Genomic DNA, 18,298 nt, shown 5'->3' on the forward strand with positions numbered 1-18,298 from the left:
CAAACCTACCTTAAACTTCTGCTAGAGAAACGTGGATGATGTCGCCCTGCGTGTGAGAGCTTTTTTCGGCTTGGGTTGCAGGTCTATGTTGTGCACGCTCCTGTACAAATACGACGTTATCGTCACGTGAATCAGAGTTTATGAAGTGGCTGAAACGAGTTAACTGCTCTTCATCAGAGACTGTTGCGCTCCATTCACATTCAAACTCTTCAATCAGCCTATTCAGCTCGCTTTCTAGCTGCGAGTTGATACCAAGCTTATCTTCAACGATAACACTGCGCAGATAATCCACTCCGCCTTCCATATTTTCCAACCAAACGGATGTGCGCTGTAATGGTGCTGCTGTTCGAATATAAAACATCATAAATCTATCGATGTATTGCAGAAGAGTGGCTTGGTCTAGATCAGTAGCGAGCAGGTCGCCGTGGCGAGGTTTCATGCCACCGTTACCACATACGTATAGGTTCCAACCGGCATCCGTGGCGATAATACCTAGGTCTTTACCTTGGGCTTCGGCACATTCTCGAGTGCAACCTGAAACTCCGAACTTCATCTTGTGCGGCGTTCGAATTCCTTTGTAGCGATTCTCAAGTAAGACGCCTAATCCCACTGAATCTTGAACACCGTAACGACACCACGTTGAGCCGACACAGGTTTTTGCCATGCGCAGCGCCTTGGCATACGCTTGACCAGTTTCAAAACCAGCATCAATTAGCTGACGCCAAATATCCGGTAGGTCATCTTTTTGAGCACCAAACAAACCGATTCGCTGAGCACCTGTTACTTTGGTGTAGAGTTTGTATTGTTCAGCTACGCTAGCAAGTACGCCTAAAGCCACTGGAGTGACTTCACCGCCGGCCATGCGAGGAATCACTGAGTAAGTACCGTCTTTCTGGATATTGCCTAAGAAGTTGTCATTAGTATCGTGCAGTTTTACTAACTTTGGCTGGAGAATATGTTCACCCCAGCAAGACGCTAAAATAGAGCCCACTAACGGTTTACACACTTCACACCCATAGCCACTACCGTATTTGGCTAACAAGTCTTCGAAGCTCTTAATTTCTTCAATTTTTACTAGGTGCAGTAATTCTTGTCTGCTGTAAGCAAAATGTTCACAAACGTGGTTTTTCACTTCAACGCCTGCTTTCGCCAGTTCAGCATTAAGCACTGATGTGACTAGCGGTACACAACCGCCACATCCTGTACCTGCACCGGTTACCTCTTTAATCTCACCTATGGTGTGATAGCCATCGGCTACGGCTTGTGCCACCTTGCCTTTTGTGACATCAAAACAAGAACAGATAACTGCGCTATCAGGCAGGGAGTCAGCTCCTAGAGTTGGCTTCTCCGCGCCCGCATGCGCCGGTAAAATCAGGCTATCAGGATGTTCAGGTAACTCTATCTCGTTAAGCATCAGCTGCAGTAAGTCGCCATAGTCAGCGGTATCGCCAACCATAACCGCTCCCAACAACTTTTTATTGTCTGATGAGACGATTAGTCGCTTGTAAACCTCTTGCTCTTCATTCTGGTAAACGTAGCTTTTGCACCCAGGAGTACGACCATTTGCGTCGCCAATTGAGCCTACTTTCACACCTAATAATTTGAGCTTTGCTGACATGTCTGCGCCAGTAAACGCGCTCTCGGTTTGATCAAGTAGGTGATCAACGGCTACGGTCGCCATTTTGTAGCCCGGTGCAACTAACCCGTAGAACATATCATTCCATGAGGCACACTCACCTATCGCATAGATGTCTTTATCTGATGTTTGGCAGAAATCATTAATCGCTATACCACCTCTTGCACCAAGAGCTAAAGCCATTTGACGCGCCAACTTATCTTGAGGTCGTATTCCAGCGGAGAACACAATGAAGTCAGTTTCCAACTCAGAACCGTCAGCAAAGCGCATTACATTTCTTGTATCTGTTCCTTCCGCTGCAATTTCTAACGTGTTTTTACTGGTGTGAACATGAACGCCTAAACGTTCGATCTTTTGTCGCAGTTGGTTACCACCAGCCAAGTCTAATTGTTCAGCCATCAGCTTGGGCGCAAACTCGACAACGTGTGTTTCTACACCTAATGCCTTAAGAGCCCCTGCAGCTTCCAAACCAAGCAGACCACCTCCAATAACAACTCCCGATTGGCTTGTCTTTGCGCACGCTTCAATAGCTTTTAAATCTTCGATAGTGCGGTAGACAAAGCAGTCCTTACTCTCGTTTCCTTTAATAGGTGGGACAAAGGGGTATGAGCCAGTCGCAAGGACAAGCTTGTCGTAAGTAATTTCTCGGCCGGTACTTGAGTAAACTACTTTGTTTTCGCGATTTACATTTATTGCGCGCTCTCCAATGAGCACGTTGATTCCGTGTTTTAGGTAAAAACCTGTTTTTACTAACGACAGTTCGTCGGCAGTATGATGGGAAAAGTAAGAAGAAAGATGGACCCGATCATAAGCAACTCGTGGTTCTTCACAGAACACTGTCACTTCATACTGCTCAATATCGGCTTTTTCCACCAAGTCTTCGATGTAACGGTGACCTACCATCCCGTTACCTATCACGACGAGTTTGACCTTGCTCATTATGCTATCCAGTATTTTTATAACTGAGTGCATTGTTAGTTTTGACCACGGTCGCAGTCATGATTCAAATCAAATGCGTTTTTAAACTACCCGAAAGGGGTAGATGAAGGGGGTGTGTAGACTAAGAATGAAAAAGAGCGCTAATGCGCTCTTTTGTTAGGAATCGGTCGAGAAAACCTGATTGATGAGCTCATCAAACTCTTTTCGAGAATTGGATGATGCTAATGTCGATTCTACCGAACCAATCTCCGAGTTGTTAAATACAGTCACTAACAACTCGTATTGTTTAGTTGTAACATATACATAGCTGAATATGGCTATCAACGCAGCCAGACCACCTAGCGGATGCCAAATAAAGAAAGGGAACGCCAAAACAGCGCCAATCAGAGCCGATTTTTTAACCCGACTTTTTGTATCGTGCTTTTTTACAAAGATCTGCTCTATTTTGTCTATTGCTAAGGGTTCTGGGCTTTTTCTACTGTGTATGGCACCTGATTCAACCCACACATTTTTATCTTTCATAAAGTACTCACCTTTGACGTTGGAACATATAAAACCAAGAGCTAAAGGGGTTCCAATCAAAACTGATTTCTAAGATGACTTTTTACTTAGATAACTTTTTATTTAGATAGCTTTTTTTAGATAACTGTGTGCCTGTGTAAGAGAAACAACCCAAACACAGGTTCGATGACGATAGATTAAAATCTCATTAAAATCAATCTTTAAACGAGCAGGTCCTACGCTGAATAAACAGACTGCGCTTGCTTAAACCAAGCCACGACTTGTTGGTGATATGGTTGGCCATAGGCTTTAATAAACTGCCTAGTATGTTCATCTTTTTCAGATAGCAGTGCACTAAGTCGCTGCTCAATGAATTCGGGTGTAAGTTCCAACCCACATTCGACGGTAATACAGTGTTCCCATTCTGAATAATTTCTCGGTATAGCAGGTGAAGACATAATTTAAGTTCGTTAAACAACCAATAATTGATATGTTATATCATAACATTTTGGACATTATAAGTAGGTTGACTGAAGCAAACTGGTGGGTGTGAGTTATTGTTCAAAATCAACAGACTGAATAGCCTGTTCAATGCTCGAAAACCCTATCTTAGTTAAACAGGCTTCATGTTTGCTAAATTCGTGGCGACGAACCAATTCAGTAACATCCTCTATACTTAGAACCTTTACAACTTCGTTAGAATCATTACCCGAAACAACTTGCTCCAAATTGGATTGTTGGCCATCCGAGTCAATCAAATAGTCATTTGCGGTAACAATTAGGCCTTCACACTCTAAGTGTAGACTCTCACTATCTGCCACAAAAATCAGCTCGTCACTTCCATCCATTTTCACAATACATGGCCATCGAATCACAGATTAACTCCAGCGTTTACCATTTCGTCTATTATAAAAAAACGCGGTCAATTGACCGCGTTTTGTTCGTTCTACTGCTACTTACACTTCTACGTGAAGGCAAGATACCGCGTGAACATCGTTACCTTGAATTGTCGGCTTTTCTTGCGCACAAGCATCAGTTGCTTGAGGACAACGCGTTCTGAAAACACAACCTGAAGGCGGATTCATTGGAGACGGCAAGTCGCCTTCCAACATCTGAATCTTTTTGTTTCGTTCCAATTTAGGATCTGGGATTGGAACTGCAGACATCAATGCGCGAGTGTACGGGTGCTTAGGATCAGCAAACAAGGCTTCTGATTCACCAAGCTCAACAGCATTTCCTAAGTACATCACCAACACGCGGTCTGAAATGTGTTTCACCACAGATAAGTCGTGAGCGATGAACACCAAGCTCAATCCAAGCTCTTTTTGCAGCTCTTTTAGCAGGTTCACTACCTGAGCTTGAATCGATACATCTAGAGCAGATACAGGCTCATCGCAGATGATCATTTTTGGCTTAAGGATCAATGCTCGAGCTATACCAATACGCTGACACTGACCACCTGAGAACTCGTGTGGGTAACGGTTGATAACGTTAGGTAACAAACCAACCTTAGTCATCATCTCTTTAACACGGTCTTTTACTTCCTGTTTAGAAAGCTCAGGATAGAAGGTCTCCAAAGGCTCTGCAATGATGTCTCCAACGGTCATACGCGGGTTTAGAGATGCAAGCGGATCTTGGAAAATCATCTGCATTTCTTTGCGCGTATCACGACGACTCACTTCGTTCATTTTGGTGACATCTTGCCCCAACCAAACGACTTCACCATCTGTTGACTCAACCAAACCGATAATAGCGCGAGCAAACGTAGACTTACCACAACCTGACTCGCCTACTACACCCAGTGTTTCACCTTCATACAGGCGAATGTTTACGCCATCAACCGCTTTCAACGGTGTTGGCTTGGAGAAAAACCATCCATTTTTATTGGCAATACTAAAATGAACTTTCAGATCTTTAACATCTAGTAGTAATTTTTTCTCTTGACTCATCGTTTCCAAGCCTCCCAATCTGAGAAACACGCGCGCTGGCGACCATCAGCAAAGTTAGTCAAAATCGGAGTTTCAGACTTGCAACGGTCTGTGACTCGATGACAACGCTCTTGGTAAGGACAGCCCGGTGGCAATTTGAGAAGGTTTGGCGGGTTACCCGGGATAGTTGGCAAAATTTCACCTTCAGTATCCAAGCGAGGAATTGCCTTTAGCAAGCCTTCTGCGTACGGGTGACTTGGGTTGTAGAAGATCTCGTCTACCGTACCGTACTCCATAGTACGTCCGGCGTACATTACCAAGACCTTGTCACAAGAACCTGCAACTACACCTAAATCGTGGGTAATCATGATGATGGCAGTGTTGAACTCGTCTTTTAGCTCATTCAACAAATCCATGATCTGCGCTTGAACCGTTACATCCAGTGCAGTCGTTGGCTCATCAGCAATCAGCAGTTTTGGTCGACATAGCAACGCCATAGCAATCATCACACGCTGACGCATACCGCCTGAGAACTCATGCGGATACATAGTTATACGCTTGCGCGCTTCAGGTATTTTTACCGCCTCAAGCATGCGTACTGACTCTTCAAACGCTTCCGCTTTACCCATGCCTTTGTGCAGCATTAACACTTCCATTAGCTGATCGCTAACTTTCATGTATGGATTGAGGGAAGTCATTGGGTCTTGGAAAATCATCGCGATTTGCTCAGCGCGCACGCGGTTCAATTCTTTTTCAGGCAAGTTTAAGATTTCTTTGCCTTCAAATTTGGCACTACCAGAAATCTTACCGTTTTTGGCCAATAGGCCCATCAGTGCGAATACGGTTTGGGATTTACCCGAACCCGATTCACCTACAATGCCTAGCGTCTCACCTTGTTTTAGTGAGAAGTTAAGATCGTTTACTGCAGTCACAATACCATCTTGTGTGGTGAATTCGACTCGCAGATCTTTTACATCTAACAAGCTCATCATTGCTTTCCTGTGTAATTCTTTATTGCTCAGTGTTCGGATGTGAACTTATAGTTTTTTAATTTGGCATCGTTTTTGTTGTGCCGTTCACATCCGTTATTAGACCGATTATACGTTACTTAGCGGTCTTTCGGGTCTAGTGCATCGCGCAAACCATCGCCTACGTAGTTAAAGCAGAACAAGGTTACAACCATAAACAGCGCTGGAAACGCTAACTGCCAGATTGCAATTTCCATCGTTTGCGAACCTTCTTGAAGCAAGGCACCCCAACTGGTCATCGGCTCTTGCGTACCCAATCCTAGGAAAGATAGGAAAGATTCCGTCAAGATCATACTTGGGATAAGAAGCGTCGAGTAAACCGCAACTATACCCAATACGTTAGGCACAATGTGACGAGTAATGATTTTCCATTTACTCACGCCACAAACATGCGCCGCTTCAATAAATTCCTTGTTACGCAGGCTTAACGTTTGGCCACGTACAATACGCGCCATGTCTAGCCAAGCAATGGCACCAATCGCCACAAAGATTAGGAAGATATTACGGCCGAAGAAGGTGACCAATACAATAACCAAAAACATGAATGGTACTGCGTAAAGGATCTCCAAAATACGCATCATTACGCGGTCAGTACGGCCTCCAATGAAGCCAGATGCTGCACCATAAATGGTACCTATTACCACGGCAACTACCGCGCCCATAACACCAACCATCAGCGAGATGCGGCCACCAATTAAGGTACGGACATACAAATCACGTCCTAGGCTGTCAGTACCAAACCAGTGTTCGGCGTTTGGTCCTACGTGCATCGCATACCAGTCAGTATCATCGTAGGCGTAAGGTGCAATCATTGGTAAGAAAATGACCGCTAGTGTCATCACAAACAAGATGAACAAGCTCACCATTGCCGCTTTATTTCTGAAGAAACGAATCCGCGCATCTTGCCAAAGACTACGACCTTCAATTTCCAAGTTCTCAGCAAACTTCTCAACTGCTTCGAGGTTTTCTTTTTTCGTCAACATAACTCAATACCTCTGTTAGTAACGAATTTTCGGGTCGATGACCGCTAGTAAGATATCCACGATGGCATTGAACACAATGAACAACAAACCAATCAAAATAGTGATACCTAGTACTAGAGAATAGTCACGGTTGAAGGCGGCGTTAACAAAGAGTTTGCCAATGCCCGGTAAACCAAAGATGGTCTCAACTACCACCGAACCGGTGATAATACCTACAAACGCAGGACCCATGTAAGAAACCACAGGCAATAGTGCCGGTTTCAAAGCGTGTTTGATGATGATGTAACGGTAGCTCAGACCTTTTGCGCGTGCTGTTCGAATGAAATTACTGTTTAACGTTTCAATCATGGAGCCACGAGTTATACGTGCAAAAGTTGCAACGTATAGGAGAGACATAGCGATAACCGGTAGGACCATGTACTGCCACGCACCACCGTTCCAACCACCAGCAGGCGAAACGTCTAAATAGATAGCAAAGATGTAAATCAGTGCCGGGGCGAGTACAAAGGAAGGAAGAACCACCCCGAGCATGGCTGTCGACATGATGGAGTAATCAATCCAGGTATTCTGTTTTAATGCTGCGATAGTGCCAACCGTGACACCCATTAGAACGGTAAATATAAAGGCTACCACACCAACTTTTGCTGATACTGGCAGGGCTTGTTCCACAAGCTCGTTTACCGTTAGGTCCTTGAATTTGAAAGACGGACCGAAGTCGCCAGTCAAAATGTTGCCAAGGTATGTCAAGTACTGTTCGTGAACAGGCTTATCCAGACCGTATTTGGCGTTAATGTTCTCCATAACTTCAGGCGGGATACCACGTTCTGTTGAAAACGGGTTACCTGGAGCAAATCGCATTAGGAAGAAAGAAACAGTAATCAACACCAACAAGGTTGGGATTGCTTCCACTGCTCGTTTCAAGATGAACTTAAACATATTCGTTCTCTTCAGTCTGTGACTTTTAGACAAAAGAAGACTGCACGGATCGCTCCGTGCAGTATTTTTTTACTTCTATAATTTTAATTATTACTTCGCTTTCATGTATAGATCTTTCGTGTAGATCATTTCTTCAGCGTTTTCGTAAGGGAAACCACCAACAAGTGGGTTCAATAGACGTGGCTTGGTGTAGAAGAAGATAGGTGCGATAGGCATCTCGTCAGCAAGCAAGTACTCAGCCTTGTGGTAAATCTTCTCACGCTCAGCATCGCTAACTGCTAGGAATGCATCATCAAGAAGCTTGTCGTACTCAGCACTTTGGAAGTCCTGGTAGTTGTAGCTTGCTGTTGAACGCATAGTAGTCAAGAAAGTAGACGCTTCATTGTAGTCACCACACCAGCCAGCACGACGAACTTCGAAGTTGTGCTGCTCAGAGTTGTCTACATACGTTTTCCACTCTTGGTTTTCTAGCGTAATGTCTACACCCAACGATTTTTTCCACATAGATTGGATAGCCGCAGCTGTCTTCTTGTGGTTCTCGTTTGTGTTGTAAAGAAGGTTAACTTTTAACGGGTTAGACTTGTCGTAACCGGCTTCTGCTAGCAACTCACGCGCTTTCGCTTCACGTTCTTTTTGAGTCCAAGTCGCGTACTCAGGAGTAATTTGTGTGAAGTCAGCAGTGATTGGTGGCGTGAAGGCATAAGCTGGTTGCTGGCCTTGGCCCCAAATCGCTTTTGTAATTACGTCACGGTCAATTGCGTAGCTCAACGCTTGACGAACGCGCTTGTCGTCAAATGGAGGCTGTTGGTTGTTGAAGCCATAGTAGTAAGTACAAAACAGTGGAGAAATCAGTACTGACTCTGGGTATTCTTTTTCTAGACGCTTGAACTGCTCGTTTGGCACTGAATCTGTGATGTGAAGCTCGCCAGACAAGAAACGGTTCATTTCCGCTACTTGGCTTTCAATTGGCATAAAGCTTACTTTTTCGATAACCGTTTTGTCGTTATCCCAGTAGTTAGCGTTACGAGTCAGAACCGTTTTTTCGTTGATGATACGCTCAGAAAGTACATAAGCACCGTTACCTACGAAGTTTTCAGGCTTAGTCCATGCATCACCGTACTTCTCAACTGTTGCTTTGTGAACAGGCTTAACAGAAGTGTGCGCAAGCATTTTCAAGAAGTATGGGATTGGAGCCGTTAGAGACACTTTCAGCGTGTAATCATCTTCAGCCACAATACCTAGCTCAGATGGTGCTACTTTGCCTTCTAGGATTTCTTTCGCATTGACAACACCAGCATCGCCTAAGTACGTTGCGTAAGGAGAAGCCGTTGCTGGGTCTACAAGACGCTGCCAGCTGTAAACGATGTCGTGTGCAGTGATTTTGTCACCGTTTGACCAAAGACCATCTTTGCGGATGTTAAACGTGTAGTGTTGGTTGTCTTCTGTAGTCCAGCTTTCAGCAACACCCGGTACAAGGGAACCCGATGCGTCTTGGTTCAACAGACCTTCAAATAGGTCGCGGATTACGTGTGATTCTGGAACACCAGATACTTTGTGTGGGTCAACGGATTCGATTTCTGAACCGTTACCACGAACAACTTCTTGTACGTCAGCCAGTTTAGTGCCAGCTGGAACGTCTGCTGCAAATGCCGCCGTAGACGCCATTGCCATACCTGCGCCTAATAGTAGCGCTTGTGTAATTTTGTTTTTATACATGATCAAAACTCCAAGTTTTCTAAATGCATCCATGTCACCTTCTTCTGGTTGCTAGAACGGTTAGCCATATACAACAAGCTGAACATCCTGAAAAACAGCGGGTCGTAGCCCAAAAAAAGACTGCGGCACACATTAGCAACCATCAAAGGAATTTGCCATAAAAATGTCTTACTAAAACGTAATAATCTGATATTTTATGGCATTAATAGTAAATAAATCTAATCTATCCCCCTCGCGCAGTGGATTAGATTTAACGAGATATTTACATAATAAATTCGGCTGATAAGCCCAATAAAATACTGAGTTTGTAGCCGCTTGGGTTCAGTATCCTGCGGGAAAAACGTTTTCCAATTTGCTACATATTTAACATTTAGTGAGATTAATTTATTGAACGTGGTAAATGTGTGAGAAGCGTCACTACCAGATGGAAGTTTTTGAACAATAAGCAACCAATCCTGTCAGGGTTTTATTAACATTCGTCGGTCAAATAACCACAATTATCGATGGTTATGTCTAATAATTAATCAAAACACGTTATTTTATTCTATGCACTTTTGCTGTTTAAAAATGCATTAACCAACGATGTCATGTATTGGTTAACTCCTCCTTCAAGCTCGATACTATCGCTCAGTGTATCGTGTACTTCAGCCTTTATGACGCCGCCCACGCCAGTGATGTTATTGGTAATATTTACCGGTTTGACAAGGTCGTGAACGTTCCCCGCATACAGTATGCAAGCTTGCGCCAAGATCAGTTTTTCTCCACCCGATAACTGAATCACTCGTTGAGCAGTACCAACCACTTTTTTACCGTTAACATTGAGGTTGTAGTCACCATCACAATAAGAGCCGGGGGTTGCGTGAATCTCCGATTCAATATTAAATTCTTGTAAACTTTTCTGAATAAGCTGACAGAAAGCCGTATAGCTTTCCTCTATTTTGAAAGGTTCGAACTTGCTTAGTTTGTACAAAAAACTGCAGTTGATAATTCCTGGGCACTGTGGAACGGGTGCGCCGCCGGTTTTACGTTGCTCAACGAACCAGCCATCATCAAATAGAGCTTGAGTTAACCGTTCTGATTTCGGCCACTTGGCACCCGAAGGCAAAACCAATACACGATTTTTCGGCTGCCAAATCATTAACCCCTTCTCAAGTTTGCCTCGTTTAATCTGTTCGATAAGGTCTTGCTCTTTTTCAAACGCATTAGCGACGTCAATATGCTCGTATCTGAGTAGTTTGTTTTTCATGGAATCCAGAGGATAAGAAGCGTCACTCGGTTATAGCATATACTCAAGTGACTTCAAGATATCGGATTCAGAGGATGCATTTCGTGCCTCTCTACTTTAAGAACTTGAACGCATTCGAATCACAAATCCTTTCCATTTTTTTAAAAAGAAATGGGACAGAAGATGAGCTCCCAAGGGTAAAAATAACTGACCTTGATCTTGTGTCATCGATTCTCGATTTTAAATGAACACAGATTCAATTCGATGCCATGCCTGAAGACCAGTTAACGCCCACTGAAACTCGCACCTAGAGCTTACCTGGGGATTACATCCACCCAATCACCAAGAGAACTTAAGTGGTCAGGGGTCATCGAAAACACTGTATTCGGTGTGCCTGCTGCTACCCATATTTCAGTCATGTTCTTTAGGTCAGAATCGAGAAAGGTTTTAAGAGTGGTTTGGTGTCCTAAAGGTGGAATGCCACCAATTGTGAAGCCCGTTTTTTTCTTAACGTATTTTGCATCAACTGAAATCAATGATAAGCCGTAATTGGTATCCAAAAGCTTGGTATCTATTTGATTTACGCCACTAGCTATGACTAAGACTGGTGAATCGGATAATTGATCGTGAAATACAATGGATTTTCCAATTTGAGCCACCTCACATCCAATCGACTTTGCCGCATCTCTTGCACTCCTCGTTGAGCTTGGGTAAGTCTTTACTTTCAAGTCCCAGCCTAGTTGGTCGATTTGCGTTTGAACTTTTTGAGCGCTCTGCTTTAACGTTTGTTGCGTCATCTCTCTTCCTTATTGTTCGGTGAATCTTTTCTGTTACTATTATGTGCGTTATTGCGTACAAATCAGTTTAACACCGTGCGTTATAACGTACAATGCATCGAAGTGTAATTCAAAGTGAGTATTTTTTAAGTGGTAGAGAAAATGACAAACTCTTTAGATTTCAAACAAACCATTGCATTGACACTTCGACAAGCACGAAAACAGAAAGGATTGAGTCTCGACAAGACAGCAAAACTAACTGGTGTGTCAAAAGCCATGTTAGGTCAAATCGAGCGCGAGGAATCGAGCCCGACTATTCAAAAGCTGTGGCAAATCGCAACCGGCTTGGAACTGTCTTTCTCGAGCTTTTTTGCAGACATGCAAGACCTGAATTCTGCTCATAGGCAAACATTTCCCAACGATCTAAATATGCAAGTGGAAAGCCAGTTCCCCTTCAACCCTCTGACTCAGATGGAAAGCTTTATTGTGACTTTAGTTCATCACCATGAACAGACTTCACAAGCTCACCAGTTTGGAGTTGTTGAACATATTTGGGTCTTAGAGGGCTCAATTCAGGTGCAGTTCGATGGTATTTGGCATCAACTTGAATCGGGAGAGACTTGCCAGTTTAATGCCGACCAGCCTCATGGCTATCGAGCAGTCACCAAGAATGCTCGGTTTCAGAACATCATTTGTTACCCGGTTCAAACTTCCATTTCGCCGTCGAACTAAGGAAATATGTGCCCGAGCGCTCATTTCTCTAGGAGACTGTGATTGCTTCCACATCTCTTGATAGAACCTCCTCAAAAACCCCTTTTATTAAAGAAAGTTAATACTGTCTAAACAAGTGGTTAATCCTCACCTTAATAGTATTTATTTCAGAGCGCGAACTAAGTTGTCTGACTAAAACTACACTCGTTTTCAACTAGTTCAGGACTCCATGTGTTTTGGGGTAAAAGCGCCAAGTTTGAATTGGACTTTCATCTAATTCTTGGTTTGTGAACGAACGCTAAGCGTGGTTCACACGTTTGCCGGGGGGCAAACAGTCGAAGAGGATCTATCAAGTGAACATACTCGGATATCTACAAAAAATCGGTAAGGCATTAATGGTGCCCATAGCAGTGATGCCGGCAGCGGCACTGCTAATTGGTTTAAACTACGCTACAGGTGGCAGCCATCCCATTAGTATATTTTTAGGACAAGCTGGTGACGCTATATTAGGTGCACAAGGTTGGTTGTTCGCGATAGGTGTGGCTTACGGTATCGCCAAAGATAACAACGGTTCAGCAGCTTTGGCCGCGTTCGTTGGTCTAAGCATTATCGACAAACTACTCGACCCAGCGGTAAGCGGTTTGTTTACTGGTGTGACAGCGGACATTATGTCTACTGAAGATGCACTCGCATTCAGCCAACGTGCCAATCCATTCATCGGTATCATGATGGGTGTCATTACAGGTGAGCTTTACAACCGTTACTCAAACATTCAGTTCCCACCAGTATTCGCGTTCTTTGGCGGCAAGCGTTTTGTGCCAATCGTAACCTGTGTAGCGGCACTACTATTGAGCTTGTTCCTACTATTCGTTTGGCCAACCGTTTACGGCGCTTTGGTAACATTTGGTAAGAGCTTCATTGACTTAGGTCCTGCAGGTGCTGGTTTATACGGCTTCTTTAACCGACTACTAATTCCAACCGGTCTACACCACGCTCTTAACCAAATTTTCTGGTTTGACCTAGCGGGCATCAATGATTTGGGTAACTTCTGGGCTAACAACGGTGTCTTAGGTCAAACAGGTATGTACATGGCTGGCTTCTTCCCAGTAATGGGTTATGGCCTACCAGCTGCAGCTCTTGCGATCTACCACGCTGCAAAACCAGAAAACAAAGCAAAAGTTGGCTCGCTTATGCTGGCGGCCGGCGGTACAGCGTTCATTACAGGTGTAACAGAACCGATTGAATTTGCCTTCATGTTCGCTGCACCAGTACTGTTTGTGATTCACGCAGCCCTAACTGCTCTATCACTGTTCATTGCTGCAAGCATGGGCTGGATTGCAGGCTTTGGCTTCAGTGGCGGTATGATTGACTTTGTATTGTCGATGACAACACCGCTAGCTAACAAACCTTACATGCTAATAGTTCAAGGCTTATTCTTCGCAGCGCTTTACTACTCTGTATTCCGCTTTGCCATTGTGAAATTTGACCTGAAAACTCCAGGTCGTGAAGACGAAAAAGATGAAGAAAGCAGTGCTAAATCAAGTTCAAACAACGACATCAGTGGCGCAGCGGTACAATACATGGCGGCGCTAGGTGGCCGTGAGAACATCGTAAGCATTGACGCATGTATCACTCGTCTGCGCTTGACGCTAAAAGATGTGTCTATTGTCGATGAGAAAGAGCTTAAAAACCTTGGTGCCATGGGTGTTGTCCGAGTAGGAGAGAAGAACCTACAGGTCATCATCGGTGCTCAAGCAGAGCTAGTTGCAACGGCCATGGAAAAACTTCCAGCCTAAGTAATTTAAACCTCAAAGCAAAGGGTGAGCATGTCTCGCCCTTTTTTTACGCTCAATTACAAGTAACCTGTAGCTAACGTTTTTCATTCAACTGTTAATAGAAATCCCGACTTTTTGAAAGATCATGATTTATCTCGCCGTTTTTTACTGGCAACCTGCTATTTTTAAAACACTTGTTTGGCAAAAAACCATAAAGTTAAAGGAAGTCTTATGAACTTATCGCCTGACGTAACCATCCGCACCGCAGAGCTATCAGATGAAGCTGCTATTATCGATATCTGCTACGAAACTCGTTCGTTGCCCGAGCTGCCAGAAGATGAAAAGTACGTCTTTGCGCTACGCTGGGCGCTTTATTATCTGCGTCATCAAACAGACTTTTGTTTCGTAGCCGAGCAAAATCAAACCGTGATTGGATATGTGTTGGCCACACCGGATACCAAATCTCAAGAGTCCGGTTTCGTCTCAAAGGTGCTTCCCGAAATAAAACAAATTGTTCCACCTGATCACCCCAGCTTTCATCACTACACTAAAGTCGGCGATATTGGTGAAGAAGTAGAATCACTGCTTCCTGAATTTCCCGCGCATCTACATATCAACATGACTGAAGCTTGTCGTGGTAAAGGAATTGGGGCCAAGCTTATCGAAACGGTCGAGGAAAAGCTGCGAAGTGTTGACTTGCCGGGGCTACACTTGGGAGTCAGTAAGCTAAACCTAGATGCAGTTCGCTTCTATCAAAGGTGTGGATTTGTTCTGCAGCCTCATGATATTCATGACAAAAAAACACCCTTTATCATGACTAAGTCCCTGTAAGAAAGCTATATATATCCAACAATACGCTAGGACGATTTCTATAACGGTTAACGTTTGTTAACCGTCCACACGTCAATATTTAGGCCATGATAGGCAATGGCCTCATTTAAGCGAGTGAGATACCTATCTTTAGTCCTTGGGTTAACTATCAATACAATTCCAGCCTGTCTACCGGTCTTAGCGCTGTAAAATAACGCTTGGCCAATGGATTGTGCCCACTTATTGCCGTAGTCGTACTCAATGGCATGGGTATCCGTTAAACAATCAACTCGAGTGCGATCTGGCAATACATGTTCAATCTCACCACGACAATAGTGATCCACATAGTCATCTTCATGCCATTTTTCTGAATTAGTTTTCGCCATAGACAGAGTTGATATGAAAAGAAACAGCATGGAAATTGATTGAGATAAGCGCATGGCAACAATTCTGTTGTTCAATATAAGTAACAGTGTAACCCGATTAAAGATTTAAATCGCACAACTCCATACTTACCCCATACTATTTACGAAATAATATCCCTACAACACGCTAGTTTATTAACCACCTATTTCCCCATACACTGATCTTAAGAATCTGAAGTCAGTAAAACCCTCATAGAAAACAGAACACAAAAGGAATAAATAGATGATTGAAGTTGGTCAAACACTACCGAACGCCTCAGTTAGTGAACTCACCGCTGACGGCATGAACAACCATGACGTATCAGCGTTTTTTGCAAATAAAAAGGTCGTGTTGTTTGCCGTTCCTGGCGCCTTCACTCCAACCTGCTCTGAAGCGCACTTACCTGGTTACGTTGTCAACGCTGACAACCTAAAAGCGAAAGGCGTAGACACAATTGCATGTATCTCCGTTAACGATGCATTTGTCATGAAGGCTTGGGGAGAAGCTCAAAACGCTTCTGAATTAGTAATGCTGGCAGATGGCGATGCGAGCTTTACCAAAGCATTGGGTCTAGAAATGGATACCGCAGGTTTTGGCGGTGTACGTTCACAGCGCTACGCTATGGTCGTTGACAACGGTGTAGTTTCGGCACTATACGTTGAAGAAGCAAAAGGCTTTGAAGTGAGCAAAGCAGAATACGTGTTAGAACGCTTGTAACACGAAGCATGAATTTAAAAAGGAGCACCTGATGCTCCTTTTTAGTTTTTATTTTATGCCTTTGGCTTACATAACCAGTTCAAACTCAGTATCCGCAACAATTTTACCATTAATCTGCAGATCAACTTTGTGGACCCCGGGGTAATAAACCCGTGTGGTGATGGGCTTAACGCTGTGTTTTTTGCTAAGCTTAAGTGACTGCCCTGCTTTTAGAGTGGCGACTTTCCACTTGAACACTTTGGGCGATGTAGAGCCATTTGCCTTTTGATGATGAACGATGTAATCAATCATCAACTCTTGTACCTGATTACTATCACTCTCAAGCTTCAAAGATAACTCAACCGCACCACCAAATTCGAGTATCGGTTCTGACACTGCTAAGGTTACCGCTCTCAATTTAGCCGGCCCAAAACCAAGTACCGTTAAAGTTTTTGGATGTCCGCTTTTAACCAAGGTTCGGCACGCATGTTTGACCAGTTTTACTCGTTCGAGACTTGCACCTAAAAGCCAATCTTCTGCGATATCGGCAACTAAGTCTGGGTGATCTTTGGCAATGTCATTTAGATTGTTAGCTACAGACCGTCTGACATATTCGCTGGAATCATCTTTTAGCAGCTCTAAAACTCGCAATACAGGCTGCGGGTTTTCGACAAACCCTTTTAATCGCAATCCCCAAGGTAGTCTTGGTCTACACCCTTCACTGGCAAGTCGTCTAACGTGTTCGTTTTCATCTCGCGCCCAACCTTCAAGAACTTTGATCGTTTTTTCTGGTTCGGAATCTAAAAATGGGCGAATGGCAAATTCTGATGAGCTGCGTTTCGTCAATTCTTTAAGCAAGTGCATTGATAGATCAAAATGCGTTTTTCCTTGCGCAGCGACATAGTCGGCCATTGGAATAATCGCCCAGCCCGATATACCACTCGCATTGATATGGACCGCATCCCAATCGTCGACAATTTTTTCCCCTAATGATGCTTCGAGTACCTGAGCAGATTGTTCAAAGTCATCGGGTAAAAACTCAATCATTGCCTCGCAAATTCGATTACTTCTTTGTTTAAATTCAAGCAGTTCAAAGCCATTCAAAACATAAGTTTCAAAAGCTGTCGCGTCAAAGTCTGAGTCGTGCCGTAAAAAATGACCAGCCATCAAACCAATCATTTCTTCGTTAAAAACATTTTTAAAAGGTTCAGCCATATTAGTAGTACCAAGTTAACTCGTAAGATTGTTTTTCTCTTTCCATATAGTCGAGCAGACTCTTATTATTTGACGTCTCAAACTGTTGGTCGGTTAGTTGAATTTGATCAATTCTGTCGATTCGAAAGGCTCGATAATCTTGTCGTAAATGGCAGAACGCCACTAATGTCCAGTGCCTCACGTAACACATCAAACCCAGCGGCTCGATTGCTCTTTCACTAGTATTACCGGCCTCATCTCGATAACTGAGACAAACCACGTATTGGTCACGGATACATTTACGTAAATTAGTAAGAGTACGGTTCTGCAGTTCAGTCAAACTGTGTTTAGGCACGACAAGCGTTGATGTGTCAAAACTCTCCTTGCCACGTTCCGGTAATTGGGCTGCTACTTTATTTAAAACCTGCTCAGCCGCCTTTTTTAGTTCATCATCAGCACTGCCGCGAATCAGGCTCATGCCCAATCGAATGGTTGCCAATTCATTGTAATCGAACATAATTGGCGCCATTTGAAAGCGCCGATCAAGTTGATACCCGACACCCGCTTCACCATCAATAGGTATCCCTGATTGTTGCAATGCTGCAATGTCTCGATATACAGTGCGCTTGCTAACCTCGAGATGCTGACTAATTTGCTCTCCCGTCACGGCAACGCGACGACCTTGTAAATAAGTCAGCAGTTGAAAAAGTCTTTCGGCCTTGCGCACTGTATACCTACCTAAGTTTAAAGCTGATGTAGTTCTTTGTGCTCCATTTTAACCGATTCTGCATCAACCATTGCCATAAACTCACCCGCAAATGATTGCTGCATCAAGCTTTCTGACGCATTTTGTGCACTCTCGAGATCTGTCCACCAAACCAAATCTGTCCATGTGTCTCCACTTTGTGCCAGTTCGCGACGCACAAAACCCGGTTGGGCTTTAACAAAGGCTTGCATGGTTTTCGCCATAGTTAATAGAGACTGAGTGTCGGTTGTCGATTTGTAGTTTACGATTTCTAAAATGTTCATGTGATTCTCC

The 18,298-nt window shown here is 43.8% G+C and carries 19 protein-coding genes; 4 read left to right on the top strand and 15 right to left on the bottom strand.

What is annotated here, in order from left to right; all coding sequences use genetic code 11:
- Positions 1 to 10 precede the first annotated feature (10 nt).
- The 11 genes from nirB to ACXAFJ_RS07925 form a co-directional block, all read right to left on the bottom strand.
- Positions 11 to 2,575: a nitrite reductase large subunit NirB gene (gene nirB / locus ACXAFJ_RS07875; protein ID WP_475322605.1), complete on the bottom strand. Its 2,565-nt coding sequence runs from the start codon at positions 2,573 to 2,575 to the stop codon at positions 11 to 13.
- A gap of 156 nt (positions 2,576 to 2,731) precedes the next feature.
- Entirely contained in the window at positions 2,732 to 3,097 is a 366-nt protein-coding gene (locus ACXAFJ_RS07880) for a hypothetical protein (protein ID WP_475322606.1), read from the bottom strand.
- A 215-nt stretch (positions 3,098 to 3,312) separates the two neighbouring features.
- Positions 3,313 to 3,534: a hypothetical protein gene (locus ACXAFJ_RS07885; protein WP_475322607.1), complete on the bottom strand. Its 222-nt coding sequence runs from the start codon at positions 3,532 to 3,534 to the stop codon at positions 3,313 to 3,315.
- 96 nt (positions 3,535 to 3,630) lie between these two features.
- Positions 3,631 to 3,951 carry a DUF4144 family protein gene (locus tag ACXAFJ_RS07890; RefSeq protein ID WP_475322609.1) on the bottom strand — a complete coding sequence of 107 codons (321 nt, stop codon included), beginning with the start codon at positions 3,949 to 3,951 and terminating at the stop codon, positions 3,631 to 3,633.
- Between the two features lie 81 nt (positions 3,952 to 4,032).
- On the bottom strand, positions 4,033 to 5,025 hold the full coding sequence (gene oppF, locus ACXAFJ_RS07895) for a murein tripeptide/oligopeptide ABC transporter ATP binding protein OppF (RefSeq protein ID WP_475322610.1): 993 nt from the start codon (positions 5,023 to 5,025) through the stop codon (positions 4,033 to 4,035).
- Positions 5,022 to 5,993: an oligopeptide ABC transporter ATP-binding protein OppD gene (gene oppD / locus ACXAFJ_RS07900; RefSeq protein ID WP_475322611.1), complete on the bottom strand. Its 972-nt coding sequence runs from the start codon at positions 5,991 to 5,993 to the stop codon at positions 5,022 to 5,024. The genes oppF and oppD overlap by 4 nt, the downstream gene beginning before the upstream one ends.
- A gap of 119 nt (positions 5,994 to 6,112) precedes the next feature.
- Positions 6,113 to 7,015, bottom strand: a complete 903-nt coding sequence (gene oppC / locus ACXAFJ_RS07905) for an oligopeptide ABC transporter permease OppC (protein WP_475322613.1) — start codon at positions 7,013 to 7,015, stop codon at positions 6,113 to 6,115.
- A gap of 15 nt (positions 7,016 to 7,030) precedes the next feature.
- Positions 7,031 to 7,951 carry an oligopeptide ABC transporter permease OppB gene (gene oppB / locus ACXAFJ_RS07910; RefSeq protein WP_475322614.1) on the bottom strand — a complete coding sequence of 307 codons (921 nt, stop codon included), beginning with the start codon at positions 7,949 to 7,951 and terminating at the stop codon, positions 7,031 to 7,033.
- 90 nt (positions 7,952 to 8,041) lie between these two features.
- Positions 8,042 to 9,667, bottom strand: a complete 1,626-nt coding sequence (locus ACXAFJ_RS07915; RefSeq protein WP_475322615.1) for an ABC transporter substrate-binding protein — start codon at positions 9,665 to 9,667, stop codon at positions 8,042 to 8,044.
- Between the two features lie 544 nt (positions 9,668 to 10,211).
- Positions 10,212 to 10,913, bottom strand: coding sequence for a lipoate--protein ligase family protein (locus ACXAFJ_RS07920; protein ID WP_475322617.1), 702 nt, complete (start codon positions 10,911 to 10,913; stop codon positions 10,212 to 10,214).
- 293 nt (positions 10,914 to 11,206) lie between these two features.
- On the bottom strand, positions 11,207 to 11,689 hold the full coding sequence (locus tag ACXAFJ_RS07925; protein ID WP_475322618.1) for a YbaK/EbsC family protein: 483 nt from the start codon (positions 11,687 to 11,689) through the stop codon (positions 11,207 to 11,209).
- Positions 11,690 to 11,830: 141 nt separating this feature from the next.
- On the opposite strand from ACXAFJ_RS07925, the gene ACXAFJ_RS07930 reads away from it, so the two are divergent.
- The 3 genes from ACXAFJ_RS07930 (at position 11,831) to ACXAFJ_RS07940 (ending at position 14,985) form a co-directional block, all read left to right on the top strand.
- The gene (locus tag ACXAFJ_RS07930; RefSeq protein ID WP_475322619.1) at positions 11,831 to 12,400 is read left to right on the top strand and encodes a helix-turn-helix domain-containing protein; all 570 of its coding nucleotides are present in this window, start codon (positions 11,831 to 11,833) and stop codon (positions 12,398 to 12,400) included.
- A gap of 332 nt (positions 12,401 to 12,732) precedes the next feature.
- Positions 12,733 to 14,175: an N-acetylglucosamine-specific PTS transporter subunit IIBC gene (gene nagE / locus ACXAFJ_RS07935; RefSeq protein ID WP_475322621.1), complete on the top strand. Its 1,443-nt coding sequence runs from the start codon at positions 12,733 to 12,735 to the stop codon at positions 14,173 to 14,175.
- Between the two features lie 210 nt (positions 14,176 to 14,385).
- Positions 14,386 to 14,985 (top strand): N-acetyltransferase family protein, encoded by a 600-nt coding sequence (locus ACXAFJ_RS07940; RefSeq protein WP_475322622.1) that lies wholly within the window; start codon positions 14,386 to 14,388, stop codon positions 14,983 to 14,985.
- 47 nt (positions 14,986 to 15,032) lie between these two features.
- Here ACXAFJ_RS07940 and ACXAFJ_RS07945 read toward each other — a convergent pair whose 3' ends face one another.
- Positions 15,033 to 15,350, bottom strand: a complete 318-nt coding sequence (locus tag ACXAFJ_RS07945; protein WP_475322623.1) for a hypothetical protein — start codon at positions 15,348 to 15,350, stop codon at positions 15,033 to 15,035.
- Between the two features lie 262 nt (positions 15,351 to 15,612).
- Between ACXAFJ_RS07945 and ACXAFJ_RS07950 the strand changes: the two genes are divergently transcribed.
- Positions 15,613 to 16,086 carry a redoxin family protein gene (locus ACXAFJ_RS07950; protein ID WP_475322625.1) on the top strand — a complete coding sequence of 158 codons (474 nt, stop codon included), beginning with the start codon at positions 15,613 to 15,615 and terminating at the stop codon, positions 16,084 to 16,086.
- 66 nt (positions 16,087 to 16,152) lie between these two features.
- Here ACXAFJ_RS07950 and ACXAFJ_RS07955 read toward each other — a convergent pair whose 3' ends face one another.
- The 3 genes from ACXAFJ_RS07955 to ACXAFJ_RS07965 are packed head-to-tail and all read right to left on the bottom strand — an operon-like array spanning position 16,153 to position 18,288.
- A complete protein-coding gene (locus tag ACXAFJ_RS07955) occupies positions 16,153 to 17,280 on the bottom strand; it encodes a DNA alkylation repair protein (protein ID WP_475322626.1) in 1,128 nt (375 codons plus the stop codon).
- Between the two features lies 1 nt (position 17,281).
- Positions 17,282 to 17,986 (bottom strand): helix-turn-helix transcriptional regulator, encoded by a 705-nt coding sequence (locus ACXAFJ_RS07960; protein WP_475322627.1) that lies wholly within the window; start codon positions 17,984 to 17,986, stop codon positions 17,282 to 17,284.
- 17 nt (positions 17,987 to 18,003) lie between these two features.
- Positions 18,004 to 18,288, bottom strand: coding sequence for an antibiotic biosynthesis monooxygenase family protein (locus tag ACXAFJ_RS07965; protein ID WP_475322629.1), 285 nt, complete (start codon positions 18,286 to 18,288; stop codon positions 18,004 to 18,006).
- Positions 18,289 to 18,298 lie beyond the last annotated feature (10 nt).

The organism is Vibrio sp. ABH4_348 (assembly GCF_056159765.1).

What these genes read in the sequence shown, in the direction of transcription:
- nirB (WP_475322605.1), bottom strand. Translation starts at nt 2,575, where the DNA reads ATGAGCAAGGTCAAACTCGTCGTGATAGGTAACGGGATGGTAGGTCAC.
- ACXAFJ_RS07880 (WP_475322606.1), bottom strand. Translation starts at nt 3,097, where the DNA reads ATGAAAGATAAAAATGTGTGGGTTGAATCAGGTGCCATACACAGTAGA.
- ACXAFJ_RS07885 (WP_475322607.1), bottom strand. Translation starts at nt 3,534, where the DNA reads ATGTCTTCACCTGCTATACCGAGAAATTATTCAGAATGGGAACACTGT.
- oppF (WP_475322610.1), bottom strand. Translation starts at nt 5,025, where the DNA reads ATGAGTCAAGAGAAAAAATTACTACTAGATGTTAAAGATCTGAAAGTT.
- oppD (WP_475322611.1), bottom strand. Translation starts at nt 5,993, where the DNA reads ATGAGCTTGTTAGATGTAAAAGATCTGCGAGTCGAATTCACCACACAA.
- oppC (WP_475322613.1), bottom strand. Translation starts at nt 7,015, where the DNA reads ATGTTGACGAAAAAAGAAAACCTCGAAGCAGTTGAGAAGTTTGCTGAG.
- oppB (WP_475322614.1), bottom strand. Translation starts at nt 7,951, where the DNA reads ATGTTTAAGTTCATCTTGAAACGAGCAGTGGAAGCAATCCCAACCTTG.
- ACXAFJ_RS07915 (WP_475322615.1), bottom strand. Translation starts at nt 9,667, where the DNA reads ATGTATAAAAACAAAATTACACAAGCGCTACTATTAGGCGCAGGTATG.
- ACXAFJ_RS07920 (WP_475322617.1), bottom strand. Translation starts at nt 10,913, where the DNA reads ATGAAAAACAAACTACTCAGATACGAGCATATTGACGTCGCTAATGCG.
- ACXAFJ_RS07925 (WP_475322618.1), bottom strand. Translation starts at nt 11,689, where the DNA reads ATGACGCAACAAACGTTAAAGCAGAGCGCTCAAAAAGTTCAAACGCAA.
- ACXAFJ_RS07930 (WP_475322619.1), top strand. Translation starts at nt 11,831, where the DNA reads ATGACAAACTCTTTAGATTTCAAACAAACCATTGCATTGACACTTCGA.
- ACXAFJ_RS07940 (WP_475322622.1), top strand. Translation starts at nt 14,386, where the DNA reads ATGAACTTATCGCCTGACGTAACCATCCGCACCGCAGAGCTATCAGAT.
- ACXAFJ_RS07945 (WP_475322623.1), bottom strand. Translation starts at nt 15,350, where the DNA reads ATGGCGAAAACTAATTCAGAAAAATGGCATGAAGATGACTATGTGGAT.
- ACXAFJ_RS07950 (WP_475322625.1), top strand. Translation starts at nt 15,613, where the DNA reads ATGATTGAAGTTGGTCAAACACTACCGAACGCCTCAGTTAGTGAACTC.
- ACXAFJ_RS07955 (WP_475322626.1), bottom strand. Translation starts at nt 17,280, where the DNA reads ATGGCTGAACCTTTTAAAAATGTTTTTAACGAAGAAATGATTGGTTTG.
- ACXAFJ_RS07965 (WP_475322629.1), bottom strand. Translation starts at nt 18,288, where the DNA reads ATGAACATTTTAGAAATCGTAAACTACAAATCGACAACCGACACTCAG.